Source organism: Pseudoalteromonas sp. T1lg10 (assembly GCF_002964545.1).
Lineage (GTDB): Bacteria > Pseudomonadota > Gammaproteobacteria > Enterobacterales > Alteromonadaceae > Pseudoalteromonas.
In genome coordinates, this window is the sequence record NZ_PQBV01000051.1 from 79,242 (window position 1) to 92,508 (window position 13,267).

The window sequence follows — 13,267 nt, forward strand, 5'->3', positions numbered from 1 at the left end:
ACGTAAAAAAAGGGCCGCTTTTGCGGCCCTTTTAGTAACATCACAACGTCTGTTTATTTTAGATCGAAACGATCTGCTGTCATTACTTTTGTCCAAGCATCGACGAAGTCGTTAACGAACTTCTCTTTCGCATCCTGTGAAGCATATACTTCAGCAATAGCGCGTAATTCAGAGTTTGAACCAAAGATCAGGTCAACCGAAGTCGCCGTCCATTTTTTGTCGCCGCTGGTGCGGTCAAAACCTTCATACACTCCTTCTTCCTTGCTTGATTTGCTCCACTTGGTCGACATATCAAGTAAGTTAACAAAGAAGTCATTGCTCAGCGTACCCGGCTTGTTCGTTAACACACCGTGATCCGAACCTTTATAGTTGGCATCAAGCGTACGCATACCACCTAGCAGTGCAGTCATTTCCGGAACGCTCAAACCAAGCAGGTTGGCACGTTCTACCAGCATGCCCGTTGGTGATTTCCACGCGCTGCTATAGTAGTTACGGAACGCGTCAGCAGTTGGTTCAAGTACTTCAAATGATTCAACATCTGTGTACTCAAGTGATGCATCCATACGACCCGGCTTGAATGGTACAGTGATACTGTAACCTGCATCCTTGGCACCTTTCTCGATGGCTGCTGCACCGCCAAGAACAATCATGTCAGCAAGTGAAATTTGCGTTTTACCTGCTTTTTTGTTGAATTTCTTCTGAATTTTCTCAAGTACTTTCAGTACTTTTGCTACTTCTTCAGGGTTGTTTACCGGCCAGTCTTTTTGCGGCGCTAGACGCAGGCGTGCGCCGTTTGCACCACCACGCATATCGCTGTCACGGTAGCTAGACGCCGAGGCCCAAGCAACACGCACAAGCTCAGAAACTGTCAACTTAGAATCAAGAATTTGCTCTTTCAAATCAGCGACTTGCTTATCATTCACCAGAGTGTGGTTCACTTCTGGAATGTAGTCTTGCCAAATCAATACTTCGCTTGGTACTTCACTGCCAAGGTAACGAGCACGTGGGCCCAGGTCACGGTGATTTAGCTTAAACCAGGCCTTGGCGAACGCGAGCTCGAATTTTGCAGGATCGGCACGGAAGCTCTCGGCAATCTTTCGAAACTCTGGATCTTCCTTCATCGCGATATCTGTTGTGAACATGATAGGCGCGTGACGCTTACCTTTAACGTGCGCATCGGGAACCAGGTTTTTCGCCGCCTCATCGGTAGGGATCCACTGGATTGCTCCGGCGGGGCTCGTGGTTTGTTTCCAATCAAAGTTGAAGAGGTTGTCCAGGTAGTTGGTGGTCCACTGTGTTGGCGTAACCGTCCACGCACCTTCAAAGCCACTGGTCACAGTGTCTTCAGCCAGGCCTTTGCCACATTTGTTCTGCCAACCAAAGCCCTGGTCTTCAATCGGCGCTGCTGCCGGCTCTTTGCCTACACAGTCTGGCTTTTTAGCACCGTGTGCTTTACCAAATGTGTGGCCACCTGCGATTAGTGCCACAATTTCTTCGTCGTTCATTGCCATACGACCGAATGACATACGAATATCTGTAGCTGCCAATAAGGGATCCGGTTTACCGTGAGGGCCTTGTGGGTTTACATAGATTAGACCCATTTCAACCGCTGCTAGAGGACCTTTTAACTTGCCTTTTTTGTCGCGACGCTCATCGGTCAGCATCTTGCCTTCCGGGCCCCAGTACACCAGATCCGGCTCCCAGTCATCTTCACGGCCACCGGCATAACCGAAGGTTTTAAAGCCCATATCCTCTAAGGCCACGTTACCTGTTAACGCCATTAAGTCGGCCCAGGAAATGTTGCGACCATACTTCTGTTTTACCGGCCAAAGTAGGCGACGTGCTTTGTCTAAATTACCGTTATCAGGCCAGCTGTTGAGTGGGTCAAAACGTTGCTGACCACCACCCGCACCGCCGCGGCCGTCGAATACACGATATGTACCGGCTGCGTGCCATGCCATACGTATGAAGAATGGACCGTAATGACCATAGTCTGCCGGCCACCAGTCCTGCGACTCGGTCAAAACGGCACGAATATCTTCTTTAACGGCTTGCAGATCTAGGCTTTCAAAACCCTTGGCGTAGTCAAACTCTTCACCATAAGGATGTGACTCTACCCCGTGTGCTCGTAGCGGACTAAGGTCAAGCTGCTCAGGCCACCAGAATTGATTTGATTTCGGCTCAACAGAGGCGGCCTGCGCACCCAGCGTAAGTACCGAGGTAACCGCCAGTGCCGCTGCACTGATAAAAGGACGTGATTTCTTACCCATGAAACTCTCTCCCCGTTTGGAGTAAAGTGATTAACGGGATTAAATATAGTTCATGGTTTTAATCTATTGCAGCGATAAAAATAGATTGGGTTAATCGATTATTTAGATAATTGATTTATTAGGCTTGGCTACAACAATCAATGCCAAGCCCGAGTGACCGTTATTCGGCGGTGGTGGGATCAATAATGGTTTTCACTTCATGAATGGCACTGATTGGAAACTCACCCATACTGGCGTGCTGCTTGATCAGGCTTTCATTCGGGGCAATATACACACAAAAAATCTTATTGCCGGTTACATAGCTCTCCACCCACTGAATCTGCGGGCCGAGTTGCTCGAGTACATCACAGGAGCGCTGTGAAATCCCTTGCAGTTCATCGGCGGATAGCCCGCCCGCACCCTCTATTTCTCTTTCAATTACGTACTTTGGCATTACTCACCTCCGTTAAGAGTAAGAGCAATAAGTATAGTCAAGGAGCGCTGGAGTGAAGAGGCATAGCCAAAAATGACGGGGGCAGGGCTGCGGTTGGCATGATCCCCGACCGGCGAAAGCGCCAGTCGGGAAACCTAGGGCATTAAATTCCCTGACTTTTTAGGTACTCTTCATATGAACCCTGGAAGTGCACTATGCCCTCCGGGCGAATATCAATAATTTGCGTAGCCAGTGATGACACAAACTCACGGTCATGGCTGACAAAGAACAAGGTGCCTTCATAGTTTTCCAAGGCCAGGTTCAGAGCCTCGATAGATTCCATATCCAGGTGGTTGGTCGGCTCATCCAGTACCAACACGTTAGGGTTAATCAGGCTCATTTTGCCAAACAGCATGCGACCCTTTTCACCACCGGAAAGCACTTTAACCCGTTTTTTCACATCATCATTAGAAAACAACATGCGTCCTAGGGCACCGCGCACCACCTGATCATCACCCGTGGTCCACTGTTTCATCCAGTCGAACAGGTTATCGTCTTCAACGAAGTCGGCGGCATGATCCTGGGCGATGTAACCAATTTTCGCTTGTTCGGCCCATTTTACCGAGCCCTGATCGGCCCCGATTTCACCTAATAAACAGCGTAACAAGGTGGTCTTACCGGCGCCGTTTTGGCCGATAATGGCAACGCGCTGGCCGGCCTCAACCTGTAAATCAAAGTTGCTGAACAAGGGCGTTTCAAACGCTTTTGACAAACCTTCGATGGTAATAGCCTGACGGTGCAGCTTCTTATCTTGCTCAAAGCGAATATAGGGGCTGACGCGGCTTGATGGCTTTACTTCTTCAAGCTGAATTTTATCGATTTGCTTGGCACGTGAGGTGGCCTGCTTGGCCTTAGAAGCGTTGGCAGAGAAGCGGCTAACAAAGCTTTGTAGCTCGGCAATCTGTGCCTTCTTCTTGGCGTTTTCGTTGAGCATTTTCTCACGAGCCTGAGTGGCTGCTGTCATGTACTCGTCGTAGTTACCCGGGAATAGGCGCACTTCACCATAATCCAAATCGGCCATATGGGTACACACGGTATTTAAGAAGTGACGGTCGTGAGAGATGATCACCATGGTCGACTTGCGCTCAACCAGCACCTGCTCTAACCAGCGAATGGTGTTGATATCCAGGTTGTTGGTCGGTTCGTCAAGTAGCAGTACATCCGGATCGGAGAACAGGGCTTGCGCCAGTAATACTCGCAGCTTCCAGCCCGGTGCTACTTCGCTCATGGGGCCAAAGTGCTGCTCAATGGGAATTTCCAAGCCCAGCAAAAGTTCGCCGGCGCGGCTTTCTGCGGTGTAACCGTCCATTTCCGCAAAGCGCACTTCCAGATCGGCCACTTCCATGCCTTCTTCTTCACTCATCTCGGCCTGGCTGTAAATGAAGTCGCGTCGCTCTTTCACCGCCCACAGCTCGGTATTACCCATTAATACCGTGTCCATCACAGAATATTCTTCGAAGGCAAACTGATCCTGACGCAACTTACCCAGACGCACGCTCTCACCTAGCATCACGTTTCCAGCCGAGGGCTCAAGGTCGCCTCCCAGAATTTTCATAAAGGTCGATTTACCGCAGCCGTTGGCACCGATCAGGCCATAACGGTTGCCATTGTTGAACTTAACGGAAACGTTTTCAAAAAGAGGCTTAGCGCCAAACTGCATGGCGATATTTGCTGTTGCGATCAAGGGAAGTGATATCCATGTTTGCTCAAAAAAAGGACGCGCAGTGTAACGGAATATGCCTCTTTTAGAAACCACATTAAGGCAACTCTTAACAAAAGCCTGCTGTTTACCCAAGTAGTGGCAGTTCAGTAGCAGCCCAATGCACTCATAATTACCGATAACAAAGGTGCTCATCTTGCGCTATTTATAGGCACAAAATACATGCAATCAAGTAATTAAGTGTGTAAGGTAGAAAAGTCTATACTTGAAAATAACAAAAAATGAGGCATCTATTATGAATGGTAAAATTATCGGTATTATTCTTATTGTGATCGGCGTGGCCTTGGTGGCCTGGGGTTACAACGTGTACGACGCGGTAGAAGCACAGCTAACCCGCTCGCTTAACGGTGAAACACCCATTGAAGCCTGGCTGGGCATGGTCGGCGGTGCCATCTGTGTCGCCGTGGGTGTGTTTAAGCTGAAGTAAACGCAAAGCGAGTCATTGGTTCGCCAGTGGCTCGCCATTTAAGCTGGCAAGGAACAAACTCTAAGAGTATCAAGCACACGGTCACTCACCTACTTCTCCTCACTCCAAAATGCTCTTATCAGCCAAACAGCGATAGCATCCAGACAAACTTAAATTCAGTCACAGCTTTTTTAGAAGTCGGCACAACCATATGATGCCAAGAGCAAACCCTATTACAATTACAGGGAACTGGAGCCAACCAGGCATGACCCTTGTAATGTCCGCAGCAAAGAGTTTTAGCGTGGTAAAGGCGATGACAATGAGTAGAACTTTAATAATTTCCATTTTACTTTCAATAAGTAACAGGAAACCATAAAGACTCCCAAGCCATTTCATTAAGAATAAAATTGACAATTTTCACTCGTTATTTCATCACTACACTCTGAAGCAAAAAGCTCTTTTTATAATAACAAGCTTTCACTATTAAGCTTGGTGATAGCCAACATAGAACGGAAGATAACACTATGTTGTTTGAGAATTGCATAATTGAAAATAACGCGAGAGATATAAGAAGCAGCAAAAACAAACAAAAAGCTAAGCTCCCTTTAAATGCTATTACACCTCCATTAAAAGCTGAAACTACCGTCAGGTATAGAATTTTATCTAAGCCCAGCATTTTCCTCTTTGAATTGAGAGCCCACTCTACATTGCTTCTTACCCACAAACTTATTAGGCACATTAAAACATTCAGTGATATCAACCCAAACATAAGTGTAAAAGTTGATATCAATGGGCTTTCCCAAACTATAATGCTAGACCAAAACATCAAAGGGCTTGGAGCTGCTACTTTAAAATTAGAAAGATTATTCATGTACATTTACTGCTTTTGGCAAGTGTTTTGCCAACCTGAATCAAAACTTTCACCCTCTAAAACCCCCCAAGAATGATGATGGTAGCCTCCAGTATCCCAATCAATATAGATCTCATTATTTGAATAGTCGCCGTTTATAAAGTTTGGTGAACTACTGACAAACAACGAAAATACTCCGAACACAAAAGCCGGAGCGCCAAGCGCTGGGGCCTTAGGCGCCACCGCAGTGAGACCTAAAGATATAGCTCCCAATTACGCCGAAGCCTTACTATTTGAATTGTTCCTTTTATTTGCTTGAGGGCTGAATTGTTTTGGTATAAGAATGTCCCTGCAAGTGTTGTCTCGAAGGCGCTCCCTTTCACTGTGCCACTTACACGGAGTTTATTACAGTCCCCCACTGACCAAATAAGTCCTCGTTAGAGCTCCTACTATTACCTAAGGAATCTAGCTAGGTTATTGCCCAAGTCACCCAGCTTAACTTTCTGTGGTTGCTACGCCTCTTCCTGACATCAAATAATTATTTAGAGTGACGGTATCTTTTTTATTTTAATCTTGCCAGTAACCACTTACTGAAAATATCTTATTTTTTATCTTCACCTCCCGCCCTTCGTCTAACATGTATGCGTATAGATCACTCACTTCGCCATATAAAAATGAAAACCTGGGCTTCTGGTAAATTATAGCATTGTATTTTTTTGAATAAGAAACACTATTAAAGCCAAAATAAAATGGCAACCCGATTTTCAAACCAGTTTCAACATCAAGCAAAAAACTAACTCGAGAGTTAACTTTCGAGCATAAAAGAGAATTAGCCTTAGCCAACCAAGCTACAGGTATACAATCATTAAAACCTAACCCAAAAACTTCTCTCGTGGTTGAATTATAAGCCTTAAGTTCATTTCCTTTGGTAATAAAAGTAACTAAATTATCGGATATTTTAACTATCGGGCCTGCATAATCTACTATTGAACCATTTGGCAATTTTAAACCCATTACTTCTGCAATTTTCCTCTTTTTACTATCCCCTAGAGATTGCGCGTATAACGTAGTGCCACTACTTCCAGAATCGTAAATCAATATTTCTTTATGGTTGCGCATATAAAAGGGTCGAAAACCAGAGGCTACAACCCTACTTCTTTTTTTTATGAAACTATACTCATAGCTATCGCACCCATATTTTGAACAAGCACTATAAAGAATTGAATTATCTCCGAATGAAGTAACATCACTTATATTATAACCACCTCCTTTAAAATCAACCTTTACCGATGATTCTATTGAGTTTAAATTTAAAACATTAATCGAACCACCATCGGAATAGACAAAAACACCTTGAAATTCCGAACTTCTATCACAACCAGAAAAAAACGAAAATAAAACAAAAAAAACAATAGTTTTTAATTTATATTTTAACGACATAAACTTACAGCCTTATTCACATTTCCCCTTCTGAACCGCCCTGAACGCAGTCACAAACAAGTAAAACTTAGTTATGCCTCCCACAAAAAGCAAACCTGCACCATAAATGGCCAGCCCAGGGCTTTTGAACTTACACTAACTAAGACACCCACTTTAACTAAGGGGGAGTAAGGGGCTGGGCCTGAGCCTCTTTGCTGACCTTTACTCCGGCACAAATTCACGCTCTGGCCTGAGCGCCTATTTAACAAAGAGCTTATAAAACAGTCGGTGAATGCTGCGGCCATAAGGCGGGTATAGCAGCTTGCCGCCATTGAACTTGCCCAGAATGTGTACCGCCTTGGCCTTGGAAAAGGTCTGAAAGCCCTCAAAACCATGATAATGACCCATACCCGACTCACCGATGCCGCCAAAGGGCAAATCCACCTGAGCCAAATGGGTCATGGTGTTGTTGATACAGACTCCGCCGGAGTGGGTGTCCTGAATAACCCGCGCGTGTTCATTCTTATCCAGGCTAAATAGATACAGCGCCAAGGGCCGCGGACGCGCGTTGATATAGTCCACTGCCTGATGCAAGGACTCATAGCTGACAATGGGCAGCAAGGGACCAAAAATCTCTTCGGTCATCACCCGGGTATCCTGCCCGGCGTTGTCAATCAGCACCGGCGGCATTTTCCTGCTGCCGTTAAAGTCCTCCTTGGCTGGGTTAATGGTGGTGCAGCTCGCCCCCGCAGCTTTGGCCTCTTCCAGCAGTGCCTGCAATCTTTGGTATTGGCCGTCATTGATAATGGCGGTGTAATCCGGATTGTCTTTAATGCTGGGGTACATGCGAGCAAAGGCGTTTTGATAAGCGGCGATAAAAGCCTGCTTTTTATGCTCGGGGCAAAGAATATAATCCGGTGCCACGCAGGTCTGGCCGGCGTTCAGGGATTTACCAAAACAAATGCGCTCGGCGGCCATATCCAGGTCGATGGTATCGCCGATAATCACCGGGGATTTACCGCCGAGTTCCAGCGTCACCGGAGTCAGGTTGGCCGCCGCGGCGCGCATCACCAACCTGCCCACGGCGGTTGAGCCGGTAAAAAACAAATGATTAAAGGGCAATTGCGAGAACGCCGTAGACACATCGGCAACGCCGGTAGTCACCGCCACCTGCTCCTCGCTAAAGACCTCGGCCAGCAATGCCGCTAAGCAATGGTTAAAGTAAGGTGTATGCTCTGAAAGCTTAAGCATCACGCGATTTCCCGCGGCGATGGCGGTAATTAACGGGCTTAAACTTAAATATAGAGGGTAATTCCACGGCACCATAATGCCCACCACCCCAAGGGGTTGATACACCACCTTGTTGCTTGCCGGCTGGAAAATCAATGCGGTTGAACGAGCCGAAGGTTTACACCAGCGAGCAAGGTGTTTAATGGTGGAGTCGATAGCCTCAACCAGGGTCAGCACCTCGCACAGGCGGGTTTCATCTTCGCTGCGATGACCAAAGTCTTTGCTAATGGCCGCAACCAGCTCATCCGGCCTGGCCTGCATGGCTTTTTTGAGCGCCTGTAACTGAGCTTTTCGCTCGTCTACAGCCGGGTATTTATTGTTGTTAAAGGCCCTCAACTGCGCTTCAAACAGGGGTTGAAGCTGAGCAACCTGAGTGTGCTGGTGCAGACGATTGTTTTCACTATTCATAAAGGCTCACGCATGGATTGACTAGTCGCTTGCTTTACCTGGCTTTTAAGGTAAAGGCTTTAACTAATTCTTGGGTGTCGTACCCCTTGTTATACATCAAGTGATTGAAAATAACGATCAGGCCTTTGTTTTTAAGGTTTAATTGTACTGCGGCATTGTAAACCTATGCGCCAGAAGCGTGATTTGTGCTACATTTGCCGCGTTTTCCACCCTATTGAGGCGGCTATCGCCATGCTTGCGATTATTCTTGTATTTTTAAGCGCATTTTTACTTTTCCAAGTCCAGCCTATCATGGCCAAAATGTTACTCCCCAGCTTTGGCGGCGGCACTCAGGTTTGGACGGCGTGCTTGTTGTTTTTCCAAACATTTTTGCTCGCAAGCTATGGTTATGCGCACCTTATCTCGAGCCGCTTGGCGCTGAAAAAGCAGTTTTTCGTCCATGGTGCCGTTTTACTAGCCGGAGCCATTGCCCTGCCCATAGGCACGCAAGCGCTCGGCGCCCCCAGCGACGCCCCCGCCTTGGGCGTGTTAGCCCAGTTGGCGATGGCCGTGGGTTTGCCTTATTTTGCCCTGGCTGCCACGGCGCCCTTGATGCAAAGCTGGCAGGCCAAGGTGGATAATGAGCATGCCTACAAGCTGTATAGCTATTCCAATATCGGCTCCTTTTTGGCCCTGCTCTCGTATCCATTCGCGGTGGAGCCCTGGCTCGGCCTCGGCAATCAATCCTGGTTGTGGAGCGGTTTATTTGTGGCCTTTGCCGCCACCTTCTATGCCTATATGGCGCGCTTTTATAACCAGGCCAAACGCCTAGGCAGCACAGAGCAGAGCGCCTTTCGTGGCGGTGTTCACGGTAAATGGCTGTTGTGGTTGCTGCTTAGCGGCTGCGGCGTAATGGTGCTCACAGCGAGCACCAATGCCATGACCCAAAACGTGGCGCCTGTGCCCTTCTTATGGTTGTTGCCGCTGGCACTGTATCTGCTGACCTTTGTACTGTGCTTCCACTCGCCCAAAGCCTATCATCGTATTTTCTGGCTGGCGGCGCTGGGGGTCTGTGCCTTTATCTCCTGCTTCTTGTTCTTTATCGGCAGCCAGTTCGATATTGTCAGCCAGGTTATTCTCTATTCCTTGGTGCTGTTTGCCGCCTGTATGATCTGTCATGGCGAACTGGTGCATGCCAAACCCAGCACCGAATACCTGACCCAGTTTTATCTGGTGATGGCCCTAGGTGGCGCGCTGGGCACGGCGCTTATCACTTTTGTCGCACCGCAGGTATTCACCCTGTATTACGAATACCCCTTGGCCATAGGCGCCGCCTTGGTATTGTTTGCCTGGGGAGTTGTCAGTGATAAAGGCATACGCAGAGCTCCCCTGCTAGGTGGCAGCGCACTGGGCACGGTGGCTCTGGCGGGACTCTTGTTCTTTTGGCTCGATGGCCAGTTTAAAAGTAACGACATTGAGCGCCTGCGTAACTTCTATGGCCTACTAACCGTTACCGAAGTAAACATTGAAGGGCGCACCGAGCGCCGCTTGATCGACGGCACCACCACCCATGGCGTGGAAGTACTTAAAGGTGAAGGCAAAGGCGAGCCACAAAGCTATTACCGCCACCAAACCCTGGTTGGGCAGTTACTGCAAGACCTACCGAATGGCTCCCATGTAGGCTTTATTGGCCTGGGTGCCGGCACCTTGGCGGCCTACGGTAAAAGCAAAGATACCTATACCTTCTATGAGCTTAACCCCAATGTGCTGGCCACGGCCCAGGCGCAATTTAGCTACCTTGATAACTCCCAAGCCAAGTTAGATTATGTGCTAGGAGATGGCCGCATCACGTTAAGCGCACAACAAGCGCAGGGGCAGGAACAGGTGTTTGATGCCCTGGTGCTCGATGCCTTTAGCGGCGACGCCATCCCCATGCATTTGCTCACACAAGAAGCCATGGCCTTATACTTAACCCAGCTTAAAGAAGACGGCATTCTGGCGGTGCATATCTCCAATACCCATTTGGACTTAACCCCCCTGATGCGCGGACTAGCCCAGCAATTCGATTTAACCATCCTCTATGGCGAGGCCAAGGCCGAACAAAGCCATGGTCATGATGTACGCTGGGTGCTGTTAAGCCGAGACAAAGCCCAACTCGAGCTCTACCGAGCCAGCGAATCACCCTGGCCCAGCAGTACAGCCCCCTTTGTATGGCGCGACGACTACAGCAACCTGCTGCAGGCTATGAAGTTTATGGGTGAGTAGTAGAAGTTGAGCTGGCATGAGCAAAGGCGCTCGCAAAGAGCCTTTGCTCTGCACGAACAGGGCAAAATCGCCTTCATCTTTGAAAATTTCTTTGCGTTCGCTTCCTCAGAAGAATACATGATATAAGGCACCTGAAAACTCTAAACGCAGTGGCCTACTTATAGATTTGGCACTAAAAGTGATTAAGGTTTTCTGAATATAGTTAGCCTTCAAAGAAATGCACAATGCAAGACTAGACCCCATTGGTTACGTTCAAAATATAAGTTCAGCTTATTAAAGGGTCAAAATCAATTAAGGTGGGTTTTTATATTAATTTTTCATTCGATAATCCATCCCATTGGGATCAAATCCTTGAATCCATCTCGGGAATTAGCTAAGTGTTCCACAGTGTTCAGAATTGATTCTAAAACAGCCCTCGACCCCATGAATTCTAGTGAACCAAACTCTCTATAAAACACATAAATGCATCGCTGGTCTTCATTGAGCACACTGATTTCCAGCTCCTTTGTTAACTCATATACTGTGGAAACACCTTCACATAACAATAAAAGTTTATTCCAATCAATATCCTCTGGGTCTATCTTGAAAATTGGTTGTGCCGGATATAATTTTTGGCCCAATTTTTTTATCAAGTGCCTTTTTGAGATGAAAGGGCACTGCCAATATTCTATACAATTTACCAGATTGGAATCTCGATTTAATATGTAATAGCCGCCTTCATCTTTCATGATAGACATATCAATTATATCCTTCAAAACTGGAATTTTTACCCGTTTTATATTAGAACACCAGCTTTCGCTATATCCAGAAAAAATTACTTCAGATGCTGATAAAATTAATGGCCTCAACACATTGGTGAAATAGCGTTGGGCATTTACCCACCGTTCACCATCAAAATAACAGTCGAAAGCCAACGCTATATTTTTTTCTTGTAGGGCATATATTTTTTTTATCTTCACTCTATCACCCACCTCCCAGTAGAGTGTTTAGTATTGGATACAATGGCTTATATCCTTTTACAGTGCTACAACTCATATCAAATGCTTGAGTAGTAACTAGCACAAAATAGGGGTCAGGTCTTGCTTTTTGCTACTATCTTACTCACACGAGTAATAGTGTAATCGAAAATAATCCCCCACCTCTTTCAAACTATATCCCCCTGATGCATAAGCCGCTTCTATCCCATCATTTCGATTATCAAATTTCTGTGCGTATTCTTCTAGTGGTAATGCTTGGCTTCGTCTTTTTTATATGGCACCTCAGATAAGTCACCTTCTTGTTCTAGAAAACTAAATAGGACACCCACCATAATATTTTTCTCTTTTTGAGAAGCCTGTCCCGTTAAATCTCAACTTGCTTGCAGTACACCATAAACAGCCACAACGTCTTAGAATGGGTATATTGTTTATTTCGTACCGCCCTATAAATAAACCAAATGACATATGATGAACAAATACACTAGCGGTAACCCAGATGCAGTCTCTTCATCTTTGGTTTCAGAAGAATTACGCCTCAATACAAAAAAGCAATAGATGGGCACCAAGAAAAAAAGAAGTACAGAAATGAGCCCAACAAACTTCTTTTCACTGGCAAACTCAACCTTCCTTGTTATCGCTCCCTTGTTAACAAAATAAAAATCACCATATTCCATATTTTCGAATATAAGAATGCCAACACTGTACTTGTCGCTAGAGCTGGATTCAGTACGAAGCTTTACTACCCTCTCATTTTGAATGAGCCTGTTGTTTTCAATTTCTCTTTTATAAATCACCTCACCATAAACAGGGGGAGAGAATACATAAAAGTTCTCGACAGCTAAAATAATCGAAATAATAATTGCGATATATAAACAGACTTTACTTTCAGTTTTCAAATCTATCACTCATATTTTACAGCCTCAGACTGAATATAATTTTCAAGGCAAGTCATCCCAAAACCAACTACAAAAAGGAGTATAGGGTGAATCGCCACCGCTAATCGAGGCACACTCCAGCCGTTCTTAGGAACGGTTTTCATACTCTACTGGTGATAGCAAATTATTGGAACCATGTTTTCGTTTGTCGTTATAAAACATCTCTACATAATCAAATACATCGCTGCGAAAACAACCTGGACACCCATCTAAATATATCCGTGTGGAGCAGCTGTTACAGTATGACACTACAAGCCATGAAATTTATGGGTGAGT

Annotated in this window: 10 protein-coding genes and 1 pseudogene; 3 read left to right on the forward strand and 8 right to left on the reverse strand. The window is 46.3% G+C overall.

Going from position 1 to position 13,267, the window contains the following annotated elements; genetic code table 11:
* Nucleotides 1-53 precede the first annotated feature (53 nt).
* From katG to C2M17_RS13645, 3 genes are all read right to left on the reverse strand, one after another.
* Nucleotides 54-2,270 carry a catalase/peroxidase HPI gene (katG, locus tag C2M17_RS13635; RefSeq protein WP_105201280.1) on the reverse strand — a complete coding sequence of 739 codons (2,217 nt, stop codon included), beginning with the start codon at nt 2,268-2,270 and terminating at the stop codon, nt 54-56.
* A gap of 160 nt (nt 2,271-2,430) precedes the next feature.
* Nucleotides 2,431-2,703 carry a DUF4242 domain-containing protein gene (locus C2M17_RS13640; protein ID WP_105201281.1) on the reverse strand — a complete coding sequence of 91 codons (273 nt, stop codon included), beginning with the start codon at nt 2,701-2,703 and terminating at the stop codon, nt 2,431-2,433.
* Between the two features lie 142 nt (nt 2,704-2,845).
* Nucleotides 2,846-4,426 carry an ABC-F family ATPase gene (locus C2M17_RS13645; RefSeq protein ID WP_105201674.1) on the reverse strand — a complete coding sequence of 527 codons (1,581 nt, stop codon included), beginning with the start codon at nt 4,424-4,426 and terminating at the stop codon, nt 2,846-2,848.
* Between the two features lie 271 nt (nt 4,427-4,697).
* Here C2M17_RS13645 and C2M17_RS13650 point away from each other — a divergent pair, with 271 nt between their 5' ends.
* Together C2M17_RS13650 and C2M17_RS13660 are read left to right on the forward strand one after the other, a co-directional pair.
* Entirely contained in the window at nt 4,698-4,889 is a 192-nt protein-coding gene (locus C2M17_RS13650; RefSeq protein ID WP_105188797.1) for a DUF3185 family protein, read from the forward strand.
* A gap of 503 nt (nt 4,890-5,392) precedes the next feature.
* Complete coding sequence (locus C2M17_RS13660) at nt 5,393-5,815, forward strand: hypothetical protein (protein ID WP_105201283.1); 423 nt, start codon at nt 5,393-5,395, stop codon at nt 5,813-5,815.
* A 470-nt stretch (nt 5,816-6,285) separates the two neighbouring features.
* Here the strand turns inward: C2M17_RS13660 and C2M17_RS13665 are convergent, their stop codons facing one another.
* Both C2M17_RS13665 and C2M17_RS13670 read right to left on the reverse strand, forming a co-directional pair.
* A complete protein-coding gene (locus tag C2M17_RS13665) occupies nt 6,286-7,158 on the reverse strand; it encodes a hypothetical protein (protein WP_105201284.1) in 873 nt (290 codons plus the stop codon).
* Nucleotides 7,159-7,395: 237 nt separating this feature from the next.
* Entirely contained in the window at nt 7,396-8,835 is a 1,440-nt protein-coding gene (locus tag C2M17_RS13670) for a coniferyl aldehyde dehydrogenase (protein WP_105201285.1), read from the reverse strand.
* Nucleotides 8,836-9,126: 291 nt separating this feature from the next.
* On the opposite strand from C2M17_RS13670, the gene C2M17_RS13675 reads away from it, so the two are divergent.
* Nucleotides 9,127-11,079: a fused MFS/spermidine synthase gene (locus C2M17_RS13675; RefSeq protein WP_158684030.1), complete on the forward strand. Its 1,953-nt coding sequence runs from the start codon at nt 9,127-9,129 to the stop codon at nt 11,077-11,079.
* 317 nt (nt 11,080-11,396) lie between these two features.
* Here C2M17_RS13675 and C2M17_RS13680 read toward each other — a convergent pair whose 3' ends face one another.
* The 3 genes and pseudogenes from C2M17_RS13680 to C2M17_RS13690 all read right to left on the reverse strand — a co-directional run.
* Nucleotides 11,397-12,038 (reverse strand): hypothetical protein, encoded by a 642-nt coding sequence (locus C2M17_RS13680; protein ID WP_158684031.1) that lies wholly within the window; start codon nt 12,036-12,038, stop codon nt 11,397-11,399.
* A gap of 461 nt (nt 12,039-12,499) precedes the next feature.
* A complete protein-coding gene (locus tag C2M17_RS13685) occupies nt 12,500-12,952 on the reverse strand; it encodes a hypothetical protein (RefSeq protein ID WP_158684032.1) in 453 nt (150 codons plus the stop codon).
* Between the two features lie 126 nt (nt 12,953-13,078).
* Nucleotides 13,079-13,180: pseudogene (locus C2M17_RS13690) on the reverse strand (IS3 family transposase); the annotation flags it as partial.
* Between the last annotated feature and the right edge of the window lie 87 nt (nt 13,181-13,267).

What these genes read in the sequence shown, in the direction of transcription:
- katG (WP_105201280.1), bottom strand. Translation starts at nt 2,270, where the DNA reads ATGGGTAAGAAATCACGTCCTTTTATCAGTGCAGCGGCACTGGCGGTT.
- C2M17_RS13640 (WP_105201281.1), bottom strand. Translation starts at nt 2,703, where the DNA reads ATGCCAAAGTACGTAATTGAAAGAGAAATAGAGGGTGCGGGCGGGCTA.
- C2M17_RS13650 (WP_105188797.1), top strand. Translation starts at nt 4,698, where the DNA reads ATGAATGGTAAAATTATCGGTATTATTCTTATTGTGATCGGCGTGGCC.
- C2M17_RS13660 (WP_105201283.1), top strand. Translation starts at nt 5,393, where the DNA reads ATGTTGTTTGAGAATTGCATAATTGAAAATAACGCGAGAGATATAAGA.
- C2M17_RS13665 (WP_105201284.1), bottom strand. Translation starts at nt 7,158, where the DNA reads ATGTCGTTAAAATATAAATTAAAAACTATTGTTTTTTTTGTTTTATTT.
- C2M17_RS13670 (WP_105201285.1), bottom strand. Translation starts at nt 8,835, where the DNA reads ATGAATAGTGAAAACAATCGTCTGCACCAGCACACTCAGGTTGCTCAG.
- C2M17_RS13675 (WP_158684030.1), top strand. Translation starts at nt 9,127, where the DNA reads ATGGCCAAAATGTTACTCCCCAGCTTTGGCGGCGGCACTCAGGTTTGG.